Below are 21,715 nucleotides of genomic sequence, written 5' to 3' on the forward strand. Positions count from 1 at the left end.
TCGTAGGCACCCCTTTCGAGTTTCTCCACGATTTACAGGGGGTAGAATTGTCTCCAAAGTATCGCAAAAGTCATTTTTTTCTTTCAGCGCAAAGTGCCAACTTTATCCGCGTTTGGCTATAAGTCCTATTTCTTAGGTAAATTATCTGCTATAGCGGTGAATTTTAATCTTTCAGCACTGCCCTCTGGGTATTTATTTGCAAGAGCATTCAAATCATTTACTGCAGTTAGAATATCCCATGACGTTGCTTCGGGGTGATTTGCGGATTTTTCATATAATTTTGCCAATCCGTCATATAATGTTGCTGATTTGTCAAGGTGTAGCTTTCTTTCCGCGCTGCCCTCTGGGTATTTATTTGCAAGAGCATACAAACCATCTGCTGCATTTCGAATATCCCATGGCGTTGCTTTGGGGTGATTTGCGGCGAATTTAAACAATATTGAGGCTTTTTCATAGTATTTCACACGATTCTCAGGGAATAAATTTCCAAGCTCAAATGAGCGGTTTGCTTGAAATAGAATATTACTTGGGATTGTCTTGGGATGGTTAGCGAATAGTTCAAATATTAAGGGTGACATGTCGTGGAAAGTGCTATTCTGATTAGGTTCATATTCTTCAATTAGAATATCGCTTGGGCTTATATCTTTATTGTTAGCAAATCGTTTATATAATTCGGCTGCCCTGTGATGGTATTGATATCCAAGATTACGTACCCCATGTGCTGCCATTGCAAGATTCTTGGCAGTTGCATTCCTCTGGGCGGATTTTTCAAATAATTCGGCTGCGTTGTCAAGGTATAGCTTTCTTTGGTTGCTATCCTCTGGGTATTTATTTGCAAGATCATTCAAACGAGCTGCTGCTAATCTAATATTCTCTGGAGTTGCATTTGAATGATTGGCGAGGTTTGTATATGATTTTGCCAATCTCTCAAGGTGTAGATTTCTTTCGTCGCTATCCTTTGGGTATTCATATCCAAAATAAGATGCCTTATCTGCTGCAAATCTAATATTCTCTGGAGTTGCATTGGGATGATTGGCGGCTTGTTCATATAATGCTACTGATCCGTTAAGGTATAGGACTTTTTCCTCAGGCTTCGTTCTTCCTTTTGTTCCAAACTCGCCCAATTTATCTGCTGCTTTAAGAATATCTTCTAGGGTTGACCCAGGATGGGTAGTGGAAAGTTCAAATAATTTTATTACTCTTTTAACATGTTGCAATCGTTCAGCGCTGTTTCTTCCGTGTTTTTTTTCCAGTTATTTAAGATATCTGCAGCCTCTTGAATATCCCAGGGGGTAACACCGGAACTGTTAACAAACAGTTCAAACAATGGTAAGGCACTGTCAGAAAATGGAGCCATAAGACAAGATACATTATTTGCTGCTTGTCGAATAAACTCTGGAACTGCATCGGGATGCTTCGCGGCAGTTTCATATAATTCAGCTGATTCTGTATGGAGTTGTATTTTTTCTGCATTATTCATTTTTTTGGTTGCAAGATTACGTAACCTATTTGCTTCTTCTAAAAGAGCTGGAACAACAAGGGCAGGTTGCCCTAAAGCAATTCTATTATTTAGTGTAAATCTAATAAATTCTCGAGTTACATCGCGATGCTTCGGGTCATTTTCATATAATTCAACTAATTTTCCCTGGAGTCGGTGTGTTTCTGGATTATGCATATTGGGGGCTACACGATTACGGCTTTCTTTTACATAATCTATTTGGGAGGTTGGAAGGTTACGTAACCTTTCTACTTCTTTTGAAAGAGCTGAAACAACAAGGGCAGGTTGCCCTAAAGCGGTTGCTGATGCAGCGGGTTGCGTATCAGAATTGGTTCCAAAAAGACTGTCGTGACTTGCAAATACTGTGGGTATTGTTAACATTGATGTAATTAATAATGATTTAAGTGTGTGATTCAAGAGTTTCTCCTTTGTTAGAATCATAGGGATGCTTTTCATAAGTATCTCCATGTTAAAATTATGGGGATGCTTTTTGACAAAGTCAAGAGCAGAGTGAAGAAGAGAGGGCGACCTATAATCAAAATTTAAGATTATCGAATAGATGCAATGGGCACAGTGCTGGTTTCGAGTGTCAATCGTAAAAAACTGGTGTTAGAATTCTTTAGCCCTGTAAAGCTTATTGTTTGGTATAAATGTGAGATAAACTTATGGCATAGGTATTTTTTATTAGGAAAGAGTAGAAAAAACCTTGACCCCTTAATCGTTAGACTTTAGAATCCAACCAGAATTATAGGGAGTTGCTGAGTGAGTTGGTTATCTGATTTTGTTCGTCCAAAAATTCAAGCGTTGATTCATAAGAAAGAAGTGCCTGAAAACTTGTGGGATAAGTGCCCCGCATGTGAAAAGATGATTTTTAGGAAAGACCTAGAAAAACATCTGCATGTGTGCCCTCATTGCGAGCATCATTTAAGAGTAAATGCTGCGTTGCGTTTGCAATATTTGTTTGATAATCAGACCTATGACTTGATAGCAATTCCATCGGTTAATTTGGATCCACTTAAATTCAAGGATCGCAAAAAATACAGCGATCGATTAAAAGAATCAAAAGGAGATGGTACAAAATCTCAAGAGGCTATACTCGTGGCTGAGGGAACTATTGACGGTATGCAAATGGTTGTAGCAGCCTTTGATTTCACCTTTATTGGTGGGTCCATGGGAATGTATGTGGGTGAGGGGATTGTTCGTGCGGCTGAGCAGGCTATTCAAAATCGATCACCCTTAATTGTGGTGCCTGCATCTGGAGGGGCTCGTATGCAAGAGGGGATTTTGTCCTTGATGCAGATGGCAAGAACGACTGTGGCTGTGAACATGATGAAAGCAGCTAAATTGCCCTATATTGTGATTTTGACAGATCCAACAACGGGCGGAGTGTCAGCATCTTTTGCGATGTTGGGAGATATTCACATTGCTGAACCAAAGGCAACGATTGGTTTTACCGGAGCTCGTGTCATTGAGCAAACCATGCGTCAGAAATTACCAGAAGGATTTCAAACCGCTGAATATTTGTTAGAGCACGGTATGGTGGATATGGTTGTCCATCGTAAAGAACTGAAAAAGACGTTGGGACGAGTTTTGAAATTATTAATGAAGCATTAGGGTAGGGATAATCTCTGCCAACGTGCCTTTGGATCCATTAGGTTAGATTTGGAGTTTTATAATCCGGGTCGGGCGCATCGGGTCTATCTATAGGGTCCAAGGATCATCCCTGGTGCAACGGCAGGTTGCCTAATGGGTGCGCTTTACGCGCCAGAGCGGGGGTCGGCACGAATGAGAGGGTTGATACAGCTGGTGGATGTGTTGGGCGAGACCCGCGAGGTAGTGTGTTGTTTTTTATAATCCGTGATCTAGAGAATTTAGAGTGTCTGCGATTTGAGTGTGAGTTTGAGTTTTGAAGTTTCGAGAAGTTTTTGTAGTGGGTTCCGACCCACTTAACAGTGGGACCCACCTGAACATCGATGAAACTCCACAGGGCCCACCCGTAAGACCTCGCTCCCGGTCTTACCCACCTAAACATAATAACCAAGGTAATCCAAAAAACTAAGTTTTTACGATTATTAAATAAATTAAGATTTCAAACTCAATCCATCTCAACTATACTATCACTTAGTACTCAGTGATAATGTCGTTGTTGGTTATTACGCACCGACCTGGCTGTCGATGTATCTTACCTACCAGCTTCAAGATAGCAGGTGATGGTTAAGAAATTATGAACAAATATAGACTTTGCGAATAAAGCTTCGAATAGCTCAGGTGCTTCTTTGTATTCGTAATTTTCTATTTATTACAATCCGTGTCAGACCACATCGGATCTAAGCAACGTGACGTTGTATTCACCAGAGTGGCGCTGGATTCAATGGGTAATGCGGTTTGTGAAAATTGAGATCTCCAAGGTATTGGGTTGTTTTTTTATAATCCGTGTCAGATCACATCGGATTTAATCTAATGGGTGCAGCATCATGCTGCTCGGATCTAATCTATTGAGTCCAGCGTCACGCTGGTTTGTCAATCTTTTGTTAACGTTTGTGGGGTATAGTAACTTTATAGAGCTCATACATTGTTGTTTTAGCCCACCGTTTCGAGAAGAAAAGACGGATTGTTTCGTCTATTTAGTCTCGATTTAGGGAGTGGGTTTTGTCCCCCCACCCGAAGGTCACTGAGGGTGACTAGGGCGGGGGGTGGTAAAAAAAATCGTGTTAACTGAATCTTAACCTTTATTAACCCCGGATTAACGGCAGCACTTTTTTTATAATCCGTGTCTGTGCGAATTGGATCTAATTTATGGGTGCAGCATCATGCTGCCAACGTAACGTTGTATCCACCAGAGTGGCGCTGGATTCAATGGGTAATGCGCTTTGTGAAAATTGAGATCTCCAAGGTATTGAGTTGTTTTTTATAACCCGTGTCAGAACGAATCGGATCTAATCTAATGGGTGCTGCGTCATGCTGCCAACGTGCCGTTGCATCCATTAGCGTAACGCGAGACGCAATGGGTAATGCGGTTTGTGAAAATTGAGATCTCCAAGGTATTGGGTTGTTTTTTATAATCCGTGTCAGAACGAATCGGATCTAATCTAATGGGTGCAGCATCATGCTGCCAACGTGAAGTTGCATCCACCAGCGCGACACTGGATCCAATGGGGGTACTCGGATAAATTTCTAAAGTGTCTAACGTTGTTTTTTATAATCCGTGTCTGTGCGCATCGGATCTATCTATAGGGTCCAGCGTCACGCTGGTTAGAATTGTTTTTGAAAAAAGTTGTGTTTTGATGTAACATTTACACACATCACTTTTTTGGACTCATTATGAATGAAGCAACGTTTGTTCGGTTTGTTACGGACTACTTAGATACTCTTTTAGAAAAAATTGAAACATCCTATTGGTCGGTGGTGGAAAGTGAATTAAGCGAAGGTGTTTTAAAAATTCAAACCGAGACGAATGAGGTGTTTATTATTAATCGAAATATTCCCCGTCAGGAATTGTGGTTGTCGTCACCTTTTAGTGGTGGTGCACATTTTAGTTTTTCGGGTAAAGAATGGCTAAACACACGGACTAAAGAATCCTTTGAACCGTTGTTATTTAAAGAATTGGATCAGCTAACATTATGAGTTTTAATTTTTTTAAACGTTTTGATGCTGCTCATTCCGTGGATAAAGCAAAAGTAAAACTGAGTTCTTTTTCTTTTTTAAACGGGTATTTTAAGTCTTATCCGTATCTAGTGTTTTGGGGACTATTATCCATTATTGTAATTTCAGCTGCAACCTTGATTATGGGGTTTGGAATTAGATCGGTAGTGAACGATGGCTTCAAAGATAACTATACAAAAATTTTGGCCTTTCTAGGCGTTATCGTGTTTTTCTTGGGTGTTGCAACGTATGTTCGGTATCTTGTGATGTCATATCTGAGTGAAAAGATTGTTGCTGATATTCGGCGCACAATGTATCAGCATGTTTTAACTCTTGATCCTGCTTTTTTTGAACGTGTGTCTGTGGGTGAAATTTTATCTAGAATTACGGTGGATACCACGTTCATTCAACATCTGATCAGTACAACGTTTCCCATAGCGTTTCGAAACATGATGATGGCGGCAGGCGGGTGTGTGATGTTGTATATGACCAGCCCAGATTTGACCTATTTAATGGTGATTTTAATTCCATTAATTTTGACGGTGTTACACAAGTTTGGTCAACGTATTCGGAAATATTCAACGAATACTCAAGCATTAGTGGGGCAGGTCAATGAATACCTTGAAGAAACGCTAAATGCCGTACGGACAATTCAGGCGTTTTGCCATGAAGAGTTTGATCGCAGAACGTTTAACAACCGTATGGAAGCCAGTGTTCAAGGTGCATACGAACGGATTAAAGCGCGGGCCATATTAAGCACAATGATCATTTTCTTTGTGTTTGGTGGTTTAACAGCCATTATTTGGGTGGGGGGGTACAAAGTTGAGCATGACCAGTTGAGCCTGGGAGAATTAACATCGTTTCTGTTCTTTGGTTTGACCGTTGCAGGTTCGATCAATAACTTTATTGAAGTGATTAGCGATTTTCAAAAAGCTGCGGGTGCGTGTGATCGTATTCAAGATTTGTTTCAAATTCAGTCTTCTGTTGTCTTGGCACCAGCTCCATTGCTTTTGCCAAAACCAGGTAAGGGAGAAATTCAATTTGAAAAGGTTCAATTTGCCTATCCGAACATGTCAGATTCTCAGGCTTTAATTGACTTTAATTTGCATGTGCATCCGGGCGAAAAAATTGCAGTTGTGGGGCCGTCAGGATCAGGGAAAACAACGGTGTTTCATTTGTTGTTACGGTTTTATGATCCATCGCGTGGGCATATTACCTTAGACGGACTTGATTTGCGCGACTTAGATCTGAAAGAATTGCGGGATCAAATAGGCTTTGTTGCGCAAGACCCTATTGTGTTTAGCGGTACGGTCTATGATAATATTCGATATGGCAGACCCGATGCAACGTTTGAGCAGATTCAAGAGGCGGCAGAAGCTGCAATGGTAACCGAGTTTATGGAACGTTTACCCAAAGGGTTTTACACCCACATTGGAAAAAAAGGTGTGTCATTATCAACGGGGCAAAAGCAACGTATTGCCATTGCGCGTGCGATATTAAAGAATCCGCGCATTTTGTTATTGGATGAGGCAACCAGCGCATTGGATGCTCAAAATGAACAGTACGTGCAACAAGCTCTGAATCGCTTAATGGTCGATCGTACCACCATTATGATTGCTCATCGATTGTCGACAATTTTGCAAGCCGATCAAATTGTGGTGATTAACAATGGTCGTATAGAAGCAACAGGAAAACATAAAGAGTTGTTGGCGCAAAAAGGGTTATACAATCGTTTGGCAACATTGCAGTTTATTCATAAAGATACTTAAGTAGTGTTGCGTTGGCGGCTCAGGCAAATCGCTAGTGCGATTTGATGACGGCGACTGCCGTCTGGTGCGAGTAGCGCCCCTGAGCCGCCAGCGTGACGCTGGACTCAACAAATTAGATCCGATGTGTATTGACACGGATTACAAGCAGCATCACATTTGTTCAAGAATTCAATAGTTTCAAACAGGTAAATTTACTAGGTGCAGCGTCACGCTGCCAACGTGCCGTTGCATCCGATAAGTTAGATCCGAGCAGTGTGACGCTGCACCTGCCGCTGGCAACTGTTCGACATAAATCTAAAGTTGTGGATTATCGTTCAACCGACATGTTGATGCTCCAACCCAGACCTTTTAACGTATCATAATCAGTAGACAAACCAAGGGTTGTTGAGTCTGAAAATGTTGATTGTAATCGACAAGAAGCATATCCGAGTGCAGTTCCATCAAAATTTGTTAGATATGATGCTGATACGGTTGCGTCAAGTGTTGATTCGCCAAGGTTATATTTAGCCAAGTTTGATTCAAGTCCAGCCCCCAATAACGAAAGTGAATCGTTAGCTGTTGTTCTGTTCAACAGGCGAATAAATGGAGTTACGTAATCGGTATCAAACCCAAGGGTTAATTGATAGCGTTGCCCACTCGTGCTTTGATTGGCATTCGACTCATCAAAGAAGCTTCCCATTTGGGCTTCAACAAATCCTGTGTTAAAACTGAATCCATACACCGCTGATGATTCAAAATGGTTCGGTGTTAATAGGGTTGTTTCAAATGTACCGGCAACAACAGTCCCCACGTAGTTGGATCCAAATTTGAGTGCGAGTGAACTTAGTTTTGAATTAGGATCAGATAACGTGGAATCAAAGGATGCAAACAGTGGCAATGGCAAGTCTGACGCTTGACCATAAATACGGAGCTGCCCAGTTGCGTCAGCTGCTTGTCGGGCATCTTTGAATGACTGACGTTGCGATATGTCAGATACGGCAGAAAGTGGATCAGATTTTCTTTCATAAAGCTCTAGGGGGTTAGGTCGGCCATTCTCTCGATAGCCTTGAATTAAAAAAATATCGAAGGCATTCGGTTTAACGGATTTTTCAATTAACTCAAAAAAAGTGCTGTCATCAAAGTTCGAAGATGGGTTGCAGCATTTTAGCAATAAATCCACATCATAAACTCTGCGCTCATTCATAAATAATTTTCCATTTAGCAACAGTATTTCGTACGATTTCTGATCAATCTTTATGGGTACTTTTAAAAATATGAGGTCACCAGATTCAAATAACCTTTCTGGTTCCTTGGCTATTTTAGAACCCGTCTTCACACATAGCACAATCGTTTAAGAAGGGTCATAGAATGAGCAATCATAATAAGGGTTTCAGCAGAGTTGGTCTTAATTTCATAGTCTTTGGACAAACGTCTATAATGATTTAACCAGGCAAAGGTGCGCTCAACGACCCAACGTTTGGCTAATACAGCCCAACCTGGGGTAATACGTTCAGAGATTGATATTGTCTTCTTCAGTACGTTTCTAACAAACTCTTTCATGGTTTTGCGATACCCAGCATCAGCACATACCCCTTTGAGAGTAGGATGTTTTTCAAGAGCCGCTTTAAACACTTCTCCTCCAGCAACCGTATCATGGATATTGGCAGCATGCACCTTAACATGTAGCAGATGACCCTGGGTATCGGTGACGATATGACGCTTTCGCCCTTTAACCTTTTTTCCCCCCATCAATACCTCGGTCATCAGCATTGCTTGTAGTTTTAACACTTTGAGAATCGATCAAACTATAACTTGGTGGTGCACTTCGTCCCTGACTTAGGCGGCTCTTTTCAACCAGAGCCTGCATCATCTTTTCCCAGCTTCCACGCTCTCTTGCGCGTTTGTAAAAGCTAAACACCGTCTTGTAATTAGGAAAATCTTTGGGCAACTGTCTCCATTGACATCCGGTCTTTACGATATAAAATACAGCATTGACGAGGCTTTGTTGACTGTACTTTCGACTCTTTCCATAATTCCCTGTATCAAAATGTTCCTTAACTAACGCCCATTGCTCGTCGCTTATATCGCTTGGATATCTCATCTCTTGTCCCTTTTTCTAGGCACTATACTCGTTTTTACCCCTCCTGTGAAGACGCGTTCTTACTTAAAGCTTTCATTAAGCCTTTAGGTGTATATACCAATAATTCGTCTCTAGTAGTGATGCGATAATTTCCCAAAGGATCGCTCTTTATCTTTGCGACCCTATTTTGATGCTCTTTAAAAGCATCTTCCCATGATTGGGTGCTTAGTTTTGGAATGTATTTTTCGGGGGTGGAATTGTCTTTTTTTGCAAGGTGTTGAATGTCTACTGATGGGTTTTCCCCCGTCTTACTATATTCATCAAGCAATACTTTGTCTTCGTTTTTTGGAACTACACCATACGTTTGTGCCGCAGAATCCATCTCTTTTTGTGTTAGAACTCCGTTCATTAATTTTTGAATAAATTGAATGTCGTATATTCGTTTACCATCAACGAATACTTTGCCGCCTAATACTAGAATACCTTTTAGACGATCCATTTTAAATGGATTAACTCCACTAATGTTTTGTTTGAAATTGTATTTATAAATCAACAGTTCATTCTCATCTGTTACCACATATCCATCGCCTTGTGCAGGTAAAGCTCCAGCTTGATCTTGATGTTTTTTGAATTCTGCTTGCCAGGTGCGAATGTTGATATCGGGTAAATCGCCATCAATTTTAAATGGGTTACCTTTGCTATCTATGCCTTGTATAGAGTCGGAGTTGTTATTACTACCCCCACCGCAAGCAGTAATGATTAATGCTGTCGAAAGAAGTAACGGTGTGGTGAATTTATTCCGCATAATTATCCCTAAGTATTGATATGATTAATTCTATGTATAACATTGAAATGTTAATGCTTTGTAAAGACTGTCAGATCGTTTGCCAGCATTCTCGGTTGACAAAGGTGTGAAAATTTCGTTAACTGAGGCTATATATTTATTAAGGTATTAAAAAAATGACAGAGCAAAAAGAACAAGTACTTCCTTTATTTTACAAGAATCCCCAAGCAATAACATTTGAGCAACATGGGAATTTGGGATTAACGGGGCGACAGAACTATCTGTTTGCACAAAAAGCAAATTCAATTCCACTAGTGACCAGTGAATATGCGGTTGCAGCTAAACATTATCCTATTGTGTTTATAAAGGATGAAGTAAAAACATCGTTAGTCATCACTGGGTTTCGTGATGGCGAAAACGTATTCGTGAATGACAACGGTGAATGGGCGAAAGATCAGTATATTCCTGGATATGTGAACCGTTATCCGTTTATCTTTTTAGAAGATGAAGCAAACGATCAGTTGGTATTATGTATGGATGTTGATGCAGAGATTGTGAATTCAACTGGGGAAAATCCATTGTTTAAAGACAGTAAGCCCACTGAATTTGCGGAAAATGCATTGAAAACATGCACGGAATATCAAAGCTATTTAAATGCAACGCGTGAGTTTGTTACAGCGTTGATCGATCAAGATTTGTTGGTTGAAAACCAAGCAGAGTTGACGGCGCCAGATGGTAAGGCATTGCGCTTAACAGGGTTTTGCGTTATTGATGAAACTAAATTTAAAGAACTGTCGGATGAAACTATATTAGATTGGCATAAAAAGGGCTGGTTGTATTTAGCCTATGCACATTTTGTTTCAATGTCTAACTGGGCTAAAATTGCGCAATTAACGCAATCAGATGCGCCTGTCTCTACAGAAACTGTTCATTAATCTCGATGGGCTCAGTAATGAGCCCCTTTATTTCACGGAAGCAATTATGAAATCATCCAAGATATCGTTTCTATTTTCAGCCCTATTAATTATCATTAACTTTGTATTTTTATATGCCATTGTTGGGTGCAAAGAATTCGTATCCTATCAAGTGGTGCCGGGCTTGACCGTTGGAATGATTGGATTTGCCGGTGTAATCACGTTTGCGATTGCGTTAACGTGGGGGTATGTCCAAATGATTAACTGTAGAGAAAAGAAATAGGGGATATTATGGCAAGCACAACAACAATTCTGTTCTTTGTCGCAATGATTGCATCGACAATGATTGGATTTGCCGGTGTAATCACGTTTGCGATTGCGTTAACGTGGGGGTATGTCCAAATGATTAACTGTAGAGAAAAGAAATAGGGGATATTATGGCAAGCACAACAACAATTCTGTTCTTTGTCGCAATGATTGCATCGACGTTGGTGTTAACATTTATTGCGGCAAAGCGTACGAAATTAACCGAAGACTTTTATGCTGCAGGGGGTAAAATCTCTGCATTTCAAAATGCATTAGCCTTGGTGGGTGATTTTGTAAGTGCCTCCAGTTTTCTTGGGTTTACAGGCTTAATTGCGATGAATGGGTTTGATGGGTTGATCTATCCCTTGATGGGGTTGATGGGGTGGCCACTGGTCTTGTTTTTAGTGGCAGAAACCTTGCGAAATTTGGGAAAGTATACGTTTGCCGATGCTGTCGCGTTTCGTATGAATCCCGTGCCCGTTCGCATTTCTGCTGCAGTGAGTTCCATGTTGTGCACCTTGTTTTATTTACTGGCGCAAATGGTGGGGGCAGGATACTTAATACAACTTATTTTTGGAATTCCGTATATTACGGCTGAGATCATTGTTGGATCTGTGATGATCGTCTATGTGTTGTTTGGTGGTATGATTGCAACCACGTGGGTTCAGATGACAAAAGCCGTATTGTTGATGATTGGTGCTGTTATTTTATCATATCTGGTGTTAGTTAAAGCTAACTGGAATCCATTAGAGTTGACTCAAAAAGTATCATTAATTTATGGCGATGAATTTTTAGAGCCAGGTAAACTGTATTCCAATTCATGGGATTTAGTATCATTGGGGTTGGCGTTCATGTTTGGAACGGCCGGGTTGCCTCATATATTAATGCGGTTTTATACAGTTCCAGATCGAATTGCTGCGCGAAAGTCTGCGTTGTATGCAACTGGGATGATTGGGTTTATTTACCTGCTGACATTTTTCTTAGGCTTTGGCGCCATGGCGTATGTGGGGCGTGACGTGATTGCCAATTTTGATAAAGGAGGCAACATGGCGGCCTTGTTGTTAGCTCAGACGTTAGGTGGTCCCACGTTATTAGGATACATTTCTGCCGTTGCTTTTGCGACGATATTGGCCGTTGTGGCTGGGCTTACCTTGTCGGGTGCAGCAACGATTTCCCACGATATTTGGCTGGGTGTTATTCGCAAAAACAGTGTGAAAAAAGGTGAAGAGATTCGCGTTGCTAAAATTTCAACGATTGTGTTAGGGCTGATTTCTATTCTATTAGGAATTGCCTTTCAAGGACAGAACGTTGCCGTGTTGGTGGGATTAGCATTTTCAATTGCAGCAAGTAGCAATTTTCCAGCACTTATTTTGGCGACTTATTGGAAACGTGCAACAACATCTGGCGTTGTGGCAAGTATGGTTATTGGAGCGTTATCCAGCGTTATATTGATTGGTCTGTCTCCCACAGTGATGGTGGATATTTTACACTGCGACTATTGTGTTTTTCCATTCAAAAATCCAGGACTCTTTACGATTCCAGGATCGTTTGTTGTTGGGATATTGGTGTCATTGGTAACAAAAGACAGCAAGGCACAACATACCTATGCCGAGTTGTTAAAGAAGATGGCTTCTTAAGTAAAAGATAAAACAGGATCACTAGTGCCTTTCAAAACGCTACACTAAGGGGGTATAATAAGTCTCGTTTAAATTCAGATACGAAAGGTTTAGAAAACACGCACTCGTTACAGCTGAATTAATAAAGATTAATATTTAGTTAACTCGATTTTTTTACCCCCCCGCCCCAGTCACCACAACTGTTGAAAGTGATCATAAAAAGAAGCTATTGTTGAGAAAACAGTAGAAAGGCTAGGATTTTCAATGGAAACGATTGAAGGCATAATGGAGCTCGTAACGAAAGACGACTTAGAAGACTTGGCAACAAGTTACGGGGTGAATCGATATAATACAAAACTAACAGGAGAGTTGATATTTAAAGGATTAATGCGGCTGATATTATTAGGAAAGAAAACAAGCTTGCGAATGTTGGAGACCTTAATCAACGAAGGGATCGATCATTTTGAACCCACTCCGTCCGTTAGCTATAGTGGGATATCAAAACGTTTAAAGGACATAAAGTGGAGTTATTTTGAAGCCATTTACCGGACACTAGTAAATAAGCTGTCATCTGATCTTGGAACCATCAATGAACGAACGTTGCATCGGTTTGACTCAACCATCATTAATTTGTCTGGTCGTTTAATTAAAGATGGCTTAAAAATAGGTGGGAAAGCCTCCGACAGTCAAATTAAAGTCAGTGTAGGATTACGGCAACAACTCCCAACAAGTATTCGCTTTTGTACGTTACAAGAAGAGTCCAGCGAAGATTTGGCTCTTGTTAGAGCCATTAATGAGGCTCGAGTTGATAGTGAAGACATCTTACTCTTCGATCGAGGGATTAGTAAAGCTGGAACGTTTGGAGAGTTTGAAGCCAAAGACTACAAATTTATAACGCGGCTGAATGTCGGAAGACGGTATCACATAGTTAAAACACACTCAGTATCCAGCCCTATTATGGAGGATTTAACCGTTGCCCTATATGCAAAAGGAAACAAAGCCCCACTTCCCACATCTCTTCGCTTAATTAAGATGCTCAATAAAGAAGGAAACGAACTATGGTTTTTAACAAACCTATTCGATATGAGTGCTTTAGAAATTGCGGAGCTCTATCGCAGACGATGGGATATCGAGGTGTTTTTTAAGTTTATTAAACAAAACCTAGGATATAAGCATTTTTTAAGCCACTCGATGAATGGTATGAGAGTTTATATTTATATGGTATTAATTACAGCGCTTGTGTTTTTAGCGTATAAAATAAAAACAAAACTCCAAGGTTTTAAAATCCCTCTGTTTCGTTTTAATCTTGCTCTTGAAAAATCCTTTGTTAAGTCGATGATACTATTATCCGGGGGCAACTTTGATGCTGTTAAACACCTCTTCTGATCACTTTCAACAGTTGTGCCCCAGTCACCCTCAGTGACCTTCGGGTGGGGGGACAAAACCCACTCCTTAAATCGAGACATAGCAGACAAAGCAATCCGTCATTTCTTCTCGAAACGGTGGGCAAAAAGCAACCTGCGGTTGCATCCATTAGATTAGATCCGATGGGTTCTGACACGGATTATAATAAACAACGTTGCGATAGTTCAGGCATTTCAACCTTTAAAACTCTTCACCTAATGGAGCTTGTAATCATCCCTGGCAAACTGAGGTTGCATCTATTAGGTTGAGCTTGAGCCCACCTTTAACCCATTACGAGCTCGGATAAGGGATTTCAGTGAATGATGATGATTTTTGTAGCGCGTGTAATTCCTTGTTAAGTTATAGCATGATTTACATAAAGTGGAGATGTGCCTTCAGTAGATAACCCTGAAATCATAGGATTAATTAACGATTCGACTCGCTAACATATATCCATTTTATTTGCGGTTAGCTATAAAATCCGGGTCTGTGCGAATCGGATCCAACTTAATGGATGCAACGGCACGTTGCCTATTGGGTCCAGTAATCATCCCTGGCAGCGTCACGCTGTATAAATAATTATTAGTTTTTTATTAAAAACTGCTTTACAAGTTCCCTTAAAAGCGATATAAGTAGTCCATCTTAAAGGGGCGATTAGCTCAGCGGTAGAGCGTCTCGTTTACACCGAGAGGGTCGGCGGTTCAATCCCGTCATCGCCCACCACCTTTAAATCGAAATTACATTCACTTCGCCTGGAAACGTCGTTTTTACTACACCTGCCCACATACACATTGTCATACTATCAGCTGTTAAAGCAGGTATTGCACCTAACAATACATTAGGTGCTGTAGGAATCCACGGAGCAACCGTCATGGGTATGCATGGCGCAGGTGTTGGAACCCCCAAAGCTGCAGCCGTCATCGCAATGACCATTGGATTTGCAGGGCTTGTGCACATTGCAAATGGAGCGATATTGACAATGGGAATCATCGCCATAATATTGGCGCCTGGCATAAAATCTGTCAAAGTCATAGAGATGGGAAGAACGATTAATGTAGATGGAGCCATTCCAAAAGAGCACATCGTTAATGCGCCCATTGATACAGTAGGACCTGCCATATTATTATCCTTTTTCTTTTTAGCGTATCGTGGTTACGTCAATTAGATCAAGTGTTATTATGATGTCTATTGTTAATAAAAACCATGAATGATGCTTGTTTTTTTTAGCATAGTAATTGTGAAACAACCTAAAAAGATAAGTGATGTATAAAAGATTAAGCCTAGGTGCAGTGCTATGCCACTTAATGACACTAGTGTTTATTGAAAGTTATGCCAGGGATACCTTTGTTGGGGCAGGACGTGCAGATCCTCAATCAGCAGCAGTCTGCTATCTTTCGAAGATAAGTCAGGCACTTAACGGGGAGAATGAAAATATTGCAACTGGATTTTGGACTGATATTAACGGAACAATAGGGGGGTAGCAGTTCTTGGTACAAACCCAACTTCCATAAGGTTTTTTCAGCACTGTGATGATTAGCTTGGGTGGTTTTTAGGCATAAAAAACTTTTGGAAAGAATATCTTTCCTTAAACAAAAGCTACTTTAGTCATTTGTGGTTTCAATCCCCAGCAGTTCAAGACTGGTTCCGTGAGATTACGAGAGCTGACCCTTACAATTAAGCGCCATATTTCAAGAAAATGTTAATGGTTTAAATGGTATGATGGTTTAGTCTGTATTAGATAATAAAACTTAGGAAATAATAATGTTAAAAAAATTAAGTTTAAGTATAGTCGGATGGTTAGCCATTCAACCATTTGCGTGTGAAACTAAAGCTAATTCTATATTAGAGGGGTTATATGCTATCATGTCGGGTGCCAGTCCACTAACTATGGTACCAGAAGAATTTCATAGAGCCACTGGGTCGATCTTACAAGATGATCCATTTATTGCAGCGGGACGTGCCGATCCTCAATCTGCTGCTGTCTGTAGTGTAATAGGTTTGTGCAAGGATAAGACCCAGGAGGCTGCTACAGGTTCTTTGGTAGAGATTAACAGACGTCCTGTTGTGCTAACAACGGCGCAATTACACAATCCAACGCACGTTGAATTTTTTCGTGCAGATGGTTCTTCTGCTGTTCATAAGGTAACAAATGCAGTATCTAAAGGGACTATAGACTCTGAAAACTTAAAGCCTTCTGATGTGCAGGTATTGTTTTTGGATCAAATTCCAACGGTAACGCCCCTTAGATTAGCTACAAAAACGCCCTTTGATATAGTAAAGGCACTCTGTCGGGAGGGGTCGTTGAAAACAATTGGGTGGGGTAAATATTATACTCAACTGCAAGGTGCTGATGGTTTGGTTAACTCTGGTTTTGCTATGCAGCAGACACCAGTAAGAATTAATCTTAAAAGACCTCAAGATTCTATTTATAATATATTTGATCTAGAATCAAGGGTGGGATATAACCCGTTTGCCTTAGAAACGCATTTAGCAGAGGGATTTGTGGGGGCACCTGTGTTTAACGAACGTGGTGACGTTGAATCATTAATATCTGGTAGCACGAATCCACTAAAAGAAAAACCATCAATGATATATCTTCGATATGGTGCTAATTTTGGGTCGTTGACTGCATTAGGCGTTTGGGTAGCAAAACAGGGAAGACACTTCGATGCGATTGATCGGTTTGCATTTGGAGTATCCTTTGCATGGTGTCTTAATAATCTGAAAAACGCTCCCACTGGGGTTTTTAACGTGGTTGGTCATCAACCGCTATCTTATGCAGAACAAGATTGGTTGCGTAAGGTTGTACCAGAGGCACCTTCGGAATAAGTAACTAATTAAAAGCCTAATACCCTTTAGATTGTGATGGTTTAAAGGGTGCTTTTATACGCTAACTGAGCTTCTAATAACTGGCGTTTTTCACTTGAAACGATAGAGTCATTGTTTTTATTTAATTCAGTCATAATTGATTCTTTATCAATTTTATCCATATCAATTACGCTTTTAACTGTGATGATGCAATGGTTGTCGTGCATGTGGCATGTTCCGCCGTTGATGAACCAGCGCTCGGTTTCATCAGACTGACGGACAATTAACGCACCAGCTTGCAAGGCAATAAAGATGGAGGCGTGGTTGGACAGCAATTCATATGCACCATCGGTCGCGGGTACTTGAACACTGTCCACGTGATCTTGAAATAGTTCAAGGTCTGGAGCCAGAACTTTTAAGAAAAATCTCATGCAGATTCCTTTAGCTGAGCTGCTTTTGCGACGACTTCTTCGATGCTGCCCACCATATAGAATGCGGCTTCGGGAAGGTCATCGTATTCGCCATTGATGATCCCTTTAAAACTGCGAATGGTGTCTTCAAGAGAAACAAATTTTCCGGCCATTCCGGTAAAGACTTCGGCAGCAAAAAACGGTTGAGATAAGAACCGTTGAATTTTTCGTGCGCGTGATACAATCAGCTTATCTTCATCAGATAACTCATCCATTCCCAAGATCGCAATGATGTCTTGTAATGAACGGTATGTTTGTAAAATACGCTGTACTTCACGTGCGATTTCATAGTGTTCTTTGCTGACAATCTCGGGTGATAGCATGCGAGAGCTTGAATCTAATGGATCAACAGCGGGATAGATACCCATTTCAGAAATCTTGCGGCTTAATACAGTCGTTGCATCCAAGTGAGCGAAAGACGTTGCTGGGCTTGGATCTGTAAGGTCGTCGGCTGGAACATAAATCGCTTGAACGCTGGTGATGGATCCATTGCGTGTCGTTGTAATACGTTCTTGCAAGGCACCCATTTCAGCAGCAAGTGTTGGCTGATATCCAACAGCAGAGGGGATGCGTCCCAATAATGCGGAAACTTCTGAACCTGCTTGCGTAAAGCGGAAGATGTTATCGATGAACAGCAAGACGTCTTGTTTTTCTTCGTCTCTGAAATATTCAGCAATACTAAGTCCGGACAACGCAACGCGAGCACGTGCCCCAGGAGGCTCGTTCATTTGTCCATAAACCAGCGCAACTTTGGATTCGTCTTCTTTAATGACGCCGGATGTTTTCATTTCATTGTACAGGTCATTACCTTCACGGGTACGTTCACCTACACCGGCGAATACAGAAAAACCACCATGGGCTTTTGCAATGTTGTTGATTAATTCCATGATTAAAACGGTTTTACCAACGCCCGCACCACCAAACAAACCGATCTTACCACCTTTTGCATAGGGGGCTAATAAATCGATGACTTTAATACCAGTGACCAAAATATTTTTTTCGGTGGATTGATCCGCAAAACTTGGGGGATCTTGATGGATAGCGCGACGTTTTAAATGAGATAGATCAGCGCCATTATCAACGGGGTTACCCACGACATTCAGAATGCGTCCAAGGACTTCGCGTCCCACGGGAACGGTGATGGGAGCGCCAGTGTCGACAACTTCGTCTCCCCGTTTTAATCCGTCAGTGGGTTCCATTGCGATGGTGCGAACAGTGCGTTCACCCAGGTGTTGGGCAACTTCAAACGTTCTAACACCACCGTTCTCACCAGTAATGGTAATAGCATTTAGAATCTGTGGGCTGTGACCATCAGGAAATCTGACGTCAACGATTGCGCCGATAACTTGGGTAATATAACCATTTTTTTTCATGTGCTAGCCTTTCTGTAGCGCTTCGGCGCCTGAAATAATTTCAATTAATTCGTTTGTAATGCGTGCTTGACGACTTTGGTTATATTCTAATTTTAAACCATGTATCATATCGTCACAATTTTTTGTAGCATTATCCATTGCGGTCATGCGTGCTGCAAATTCTCCAACCAGTGTTTGGGTAATAGATGACCATAAAATCCCGTGTAAGTATTGCTGCAAAAATGCATCTAAAAACTTAGTCTCCGAAGCAACAAATTCAGGGATGTGGGTAGGTTCTTCTTCAGGTGATTTAACTGCTTTTAATGCAGTGTTTAAAGGCAGCAGCATAGTGTCACGGGGTGTCTGTTGTAAAGGAGACGAATATTCGTTATGCAGCGTGATGCAGTGTTCAATTCCATCCTGAATAAACGCTGTTTCAATTTTAGAAAACAAAGTATGAACATCAGAATATAAGACGTCATACAGCAGTAACGGGGCGGATTCTTTTAAGCAATGAGCATAGTTAAGTGTAGCAAACTCAAATGCTTTTTTTCCAATGGGCAACAGTGTAAACGGTTTGTTTTCAAGAAACAGTTTAGAACAGACTTCTTTTGCTTTGCGAAACAATTGTCCGTTAAAACTACCGCACAGTCCACGATCTGCTGAAATTAGCACAATTAATGTTTGACCCACTGTGTGTGACTTAATCAATGGATTGTCAGATTCATCAAAAACAGATAGCGGAAGGGCTTTCATAACCTGGGTTAAAGCATCGGCATAGCTTTTTGCCGCATCATATTTTTTTTGTGCTTTTCGAAATTTAGCCGCTGCAACCATATACATTGCCGACGTAATTTTACGTGTGGAATTTACGGCCTGAATTCGGGTTTTTAAAGCTTTTAACGTAGACATTATTGTGCTGACTGCCTTTCAATAAAGTCTTTTGTAAAGTGTTCCAAAAATGCTTTTAATTCTGATTCTTCTTTTTCAGGCAACAAACCACTTTCGATTGTTAACGCTAATTTATTGTGGCGGTCAAACAGCGCTGTATACAATTCTTCTTCGTAAGATGAAATGTGCGCGATTTCTAATTCATCAATATAGCCACGGGTTGCTGCATAAATAAGCACCACTTGTCGTGCAAGGCTTAATGGAACATACTGACCTTGTTTTAAGGCTTCAGTTAATAAGAATCCTTTTTTCAATTGACGTTGAGTCGTCGGATCTAAATCGGATGCGAACTGTGAAAATGATTCAATTTCACGAAACTGCGCCAGTTCAAGTTTAATGCTGCCTGCAACTTTTTTCATAGCTTTTGTTTGAGCGGCTGATCCAACACGACTGACTGAAAGTCCTAAGTTAATTGCAGGGCGAACACCTTTATAAAACAATTCATTTTCTAAAAAGATTTGTCCATCCGTAATAGAAATTACGTTGGTTGGAATGTATGCCGATAAGTCACCCGCTTGGGTTTCAATGATCGGTAATGCCGTCAATGACCCACCACCTTTTTCAGGGGAAAGTTGAGCCGCACGTTCCAGTAATCTTGAGTGCAGATAAAAGATATCGCCTGGGTAGGCTTCGCGTCCAGGAGGGCGACGTAATAATAACGACATCTGTCGATATGCAACGGCTTGCTTTGATAGATCATCATAAATGACAAGTGCATGCATACCATTGTCGCGGAAATATTCGCCCATTGTGCACCCTGAATATGGTGCAATGGTTTGTAGCGGTGCGGGGTCAGAGGCGGATGCAATGACAACAATAGTGTATTGCATTGCGTCTTCTTCCTCTAACCGTTTTACGATTTGAGCAATATATGATTGTTTTTGCCCAATTGCTACATATACAGAATAGACTTTATCTTTGTCATCTTTTAAGGTTTTATTGATTTTTGCTTGATTGATAATCGTATCCAAAATAATCGCTGTTTTTCCGATTTGGCGATCACCAATGATTAATTCACGTTGCCCGCGTCCGATAGGGATTAACGCATCAATCATTTTAATGCCCGTTTGTAACGGGGTCGATACAGATTCACGATCCATAATGCCAGGTGCAGCACGCTCTACAGGTAAATATTCAAAAGCTTCAATAGACCCCTTTTCATCTAATGGATGGCCTAATGCGTTGACGACTCTGCCAAGGAGCTTATTGCCAACGGGAACCTCTAATACACTATGCAAACGTTTAACTGTGCAACCTTCTTTAATAGTTCGATCGTCGCCTAAAATTACAACACCAACGTGGTCTTCTTCTAAGTTTTGAGCAAGTCCTTTTAGCCCGCCCTCAAATTCGACAATTTCATTGGCGGTTACTTTATGTAATCCCCATACCAAAGCAACTCCATCGCGGACAGAGACAACTTGCCCTGTTTCGTTGAGTTCTAAAGGTGTATGATGTGATGCAATTTTTTGCTTTAAAACATCAATAATTTCGGTTGGGTTTAAGCTCATGAGTATAGTTCCTTTAGCGTCGATTTAAGCGAGAATATCGCATTTTTAAGTGATAGATCAAGTTCGTGATGATTATAGTGAATAATAATCCCACCAATTAACGTTGGGTCAATGGTAATAGACAATTCTACAGATTGTTTTGTTTGTGATTCTAATGCCGCTTGCAACGCTTTCTTTGTTGCTGTGTCCAGTGCAAACGCCGATGTGATTCGAATATGTTTCACACCAGATTTATGATTTGCATATTCTATAAACTTATTAAGAATAGGTTCCAGTGAACTGAGTTTTCGGTTCTGTCCCAACAAGGTTAAAAACCCTAGAAATAAAGGCGGAGTTTTAGAAGGAGTAAGTGTTTCTAGAATCGTTATTTTCTCTTCAAATGGAATAAACGATATTTTTAAAAACGATAAAAGATCTGGAGACTCTAAAAGCGCTTTAGCAATAGCTTTTGCAGCTGCAGTGATGTGTTTTAATACATCTTCCTCAACAGCTTGACGATAGAGAGCGACAACATATGGCATAAAGTCTTTATGCAAAAACATAGCAAAACGCCTTTTAATTAACAGCTGACTATACCATAACGCCAAGGATAACCTCAAGTTTTAGATTGAAAAAGTCAGATTATCACCGCTTG

At 40.7% G+C, this 21,715-nt stretch carries 22 protein-coding genes and 1 tRNA gene; 11 read left to right on the forward strand and 12 right to left on the reverse strand.

What is annotated here, in order from left to right:
- Positions 1-125: 125 nt before the first annotated feature.
- Both CPBP_RS05935 and CPBP_RS05940 read right to left on the reverse strand, forming a co-directional pair.
- Positions 126-1,217 carry a hypothetical protein gene (locus CPBP_RS05935; RefSeq protein WP_350331940.1) on the reverse strand — a complete coding sequence of 364 codons (1,092 nt, stop codon included), beginning with the start codon at positions 1,215-1,217 and terminating at the stop codon, positions 126-128.
- On the reverse strand, positions 1,196-1,954 hold the full coding sequence (locus CPBP_RS05940) for a hypothetical protein (RefSeq protein WP_350331941.1): 759 nt from the start codon (positions 1,952-1,954) through the stop codon (positions 1,196-1,198). The genes CPBP_RS05935 and CPBP_RS05940 overlap by 22 nt, the downstream gene beginning before the upstream one ends.
- A 306-nt stretch (positions 1,955-2,260) precedes the next feature.
- Between CPBP_RS05940 and accD the strand changes: the two genes are divergently transcribed.
- From accD to CPBP_RS05955, 3 genes are all read left to right on the forward strand, one after another.
- Complete coding sequence (gene accD, locus CPBP_RS05945; protein WP_350331942.1) at positions 2,261-3,112, forward strand: acetyl-CoA carboxylase, carboxyltransferase subunit beta; 852 nt, start codon at positions 2,261-2,263, stop codon at positions 3,110-3,112.
- 1,707 nt (positions 3,113-4,819) lie between these two features.
- Positions 4,820-5,122: an iron donor protein CyaY gene (gene cyaY / locus CPBP_RS05950; protein ID WP_350331943.1), complete on the forward strand. Its 303-nt coding sequence runs from the start codon at positions 4,820-4,822 to the stop codon at positions 5,120-5,122.
- Positions 5,119-6,909: an ABC transporter transmembrane domain-containing protein gene (locus CPBP_RS05955; RefSeq protein WP_350331944.1), complete on the forward strand. Its 1,791-nt coding sequence runs from the start codon at positions 5,119-5,121 to the stop codon at positions 6,907-6,909. The genes cyaY and CPBP_RS05955 overlap by 4 nt, the downstream gene beginning before the upstream one ends.
- Positions 6,910-7,216: 307 nt before the next feature.
- Here CPBP_RS05955 and CPBP_RS05960 read toward each other — a convergent pair whose 3' ends face one another.
- The 4 genes from CPBP_RS05960 to CPBP_RS05975 form a co-directional block, all read right to left on the reverse strand.
- Positions 7,217-8,092 carry a hypothetical protein gene (locus tag CPBP_RS05960; RefSeq protein ID WP_350331945.1) on the reverse strand — a complete coding sequence of 292 codons (876 nt, stop codon included), beginning with the start codon at positions 8,090-8,092 and terminating at the stop codon, positions 7,217-7,219.
- Positions 8,093-8,220: 128 nt separating this feature from the next.
- Positions 8,221-8,652, reverse strand: coding sequence for a transposase (locus tag CPBP_RS05965; RefSeq protein ID WP_350331946.1), 432 nt, complete (start codon positions 8,650-8,652; stop codon positions 8,221-8,223).
- Positions 8,618-8,989, reverse strand: coding sequence for a transposase (locus CPBP_RS05970; protein ID WP_350331947.1), 372 nt, complete (start codon positions 8,987-8,989; stop codon positions 8,618-8,620). Before CPBP_RS05970 ends, CPBP_RS05965 begins: the two co-directional genes overlap by 35 nt.
- Before the next feature lie 34 nt (positions 8,990-9,023).
- Positions 9,024-9,773, reverse strand: coding sequence for a hypothetical protein (locus CPBP_RS05975; protein ID WP_350331948.1), 750 nt, complete (start codon positions 9,771-9,773; stop codon positions 9,024-9,026).
- 155 nt (positions 9,774-9,928) lie between these two features.
- On the opposite strand from CPBP_RS05975, the gene CPBP_RS05980 reads away from it, so the two are divergent.
- The 6 genes from CPBP_RS05980 to CPBP_RS06005 all read left to right on the forward strand — a co-directional run bounded on the left by CPBP_RS05980 (position 9,929) and on the right by CPBP_RS06005 (position 14,715).
- Positions 9,929-10,687, forward strand: a complete 759-nt coding sequence (locus CPBP_RS05980) for a SapC family protein (RefSeq protein WP_350331949.1) — start codon at positions 9,929-9,931, stop codon at positions 10,685-10,687.
- Positions 10,656-10,949: a DUF485 domain-containing protein gene (locus tag CPBP_RS05985; RefSeq protein WP_350331950.1), complete on the forward strand. Its 294-nt coding sequence runs from the start codon at positions 10,656-10,658 to the stop codon at positions 10,947-10,949. The genes CPBP_RS05980 and CPBP_RS05985 overlap by 32 nt, the downstream gene beginning before the upstream one ends.
- Before the next feature lie 8 nt (positions 10,950-10,957).
- The gene (locus CPBP_RS05990) at positions 10,958-11,095 is read left to right on the forward strand and encodes a hypothetical protein (RefSeq protein ID WP_350331951.1); all 138 of its coding nucleotides are present in this window, start codon (positions 10,958-10,960) and stop codon (positions 11,093-11,095) included.
- An 8-nt stretch (positions 11,096-11,103) separates the two neighbouring features.
- Positions 11,104-12,609 (forward strand): solute symporter family protein, encoded by a 1,506-nt coding sequence (locus CPBP_RS05995; protein ID WP_350331952.1) that lies wholly within the window; start codon positions 11,104-11,106, stop codon positions 12,607-12,609.
- A 243-nt stretch (positions 12,610-12,852) separates the two neighbouring features.
- A complete protein-coding gene (locus CPBP_RS06000) occupies positions 12,853-13,974 on the forward strand; it encodes an IS4 family transposase (RefSeq protein ID WP_350331953.1) in 1,122 nt (373 codons plus the stop codon).
- Between the two features lie 666 nt (positions 13,975-14,640).
- A tRNA-Val gene (locus tag CPBP_RS06005) sits at positions 14,641-14,715 on the forward strand.
- Between the two features lie 3 nt (positions 14,716-14,718).
- Here the strand turns inward: CPBP_RS06005 and CPBP_RS06010 are convergent.
- Positions 14,719-15,111 carry a DUF4280 domain-containing protein gene (locus CPBP_RS06010; protein ID WP_350331954.1) on the reverse strand — a complete coding sequence of 131 codons (393 nt, stop codon included), beginning with the start codon at positions 15,109-15,111 and terminating at the stop codon, positions 14,719-14,721.
- Between the two features lie 143 nt (positions 15,112-15,254).
- Here CPBP_RS06010 and CPBP_RS06015 point away from each other — a divergent pair, with 143 nt between their 5' ends.
- Complete coding sequence (locus CPBP_RS06015) at positions 15,255-15,473, forward strand: hypothetical protein (RefSeq protein ID WP_350331955.1); 219 nt, start codon at positions 15,255-15,257, stop codon at positions 15,471-15,473.
- A 280-nt stretch (positions 15,474-15,753) separates the two neighbouring features.
- On the forward strand, positions 15,754-16,821 hold the full coding sequence (locus CPBP_RS06020) for a hypothetical protein (RefSeq protein WP_350331956.1): 1,068 nt from the start codon (positions 15,754-15,756) through the stop codon (positions 16,819-16,821).
- Between the two features lie 41 nt (positions 16,822-16,862).
- Here the strand turns inward: CPBP_RS06020 and CPBP_RS06025 are convergent, their stop codons facing one another.
- Genes CPBP_RS06025 through atpH form a run of 5 tightly spaced genes read right to left on the reverse strand, consistent with a single transcriptional unit; the run spans position 16,863 to position 21,623 of the window.
- Positions 16,863-17,231 carry a F0F1 ATP synthase subunit delta/epsilon gene (locus CPBP_RS06025; protein ID WP_350331957.1) on the reverse strand — a complete coding sequence of 123 codons (369 nt, stop codon included), beginning with the start codon at positions 17,229-17,231 and terminating at the stop codon, positions 16,863-16,865.
- Entirely contained in the window at positions 17,228-18,643 is a 1,416-nt protein-coding gene (gene atpD / locus CPBP_RS06030) for a F0F1 ATP synthase subunit beta (RefSeq protein ID WP_350331958.1), read from the reverse strand. Before atpD ends, CPBP_RS06025 begins: the two co-directional genes overlap by 4 nt.
- A 3-nt stretch (positions 18,644-18,646) precedes the next feature.
- Entirely contained in the window at positions 18,647-19,534 is an 888-nt protein-coding gene (atpG, locus tag CPBP_RS06035) for an ATP synthase F1 subunit gamma (protein WP_350331959.1), read from the reverse strand.
- Complete coding sequence (atpA, locus tag CPBP_RS06040; RefSeq protein ID WP_350331960.1) at positions 19,534-21,081, reverse strand: F0F1 ATP synthase subunit alpha; 1,548 nt, start codon at positions 21,079-21,081, stop codon at positions 19,534-19,536. Before atpA ends, atpG begins: the two co-directional genes overlap by 1 nt.
- A complete protein-coding gene (gene atpH, locus CPBP_RS06045) occupies positions 21,078-21,623 on the reverse strand; it encodes an ATP synthase F1 subunit delta (protein WP_350331961.1) in 546 nt (181 codons plus the stop codon). Before atpH ends, atpA begins: the two co-directional genes overlap by 4 nt.
- Positions 21,624-21,715 lie beyond the last annotated feature (92 nt).

The organism is Candidatus Bodocaedibacter vickermanii, assembly GCF_014896945.1.
GTDB classification, from domain to species: Bacteria; Pseudomonadota; Alphaproteobacteria; order UBA6184; family UBA6184; genus Bodonicaedibacter; species Bodonicaedibacter vickermanii.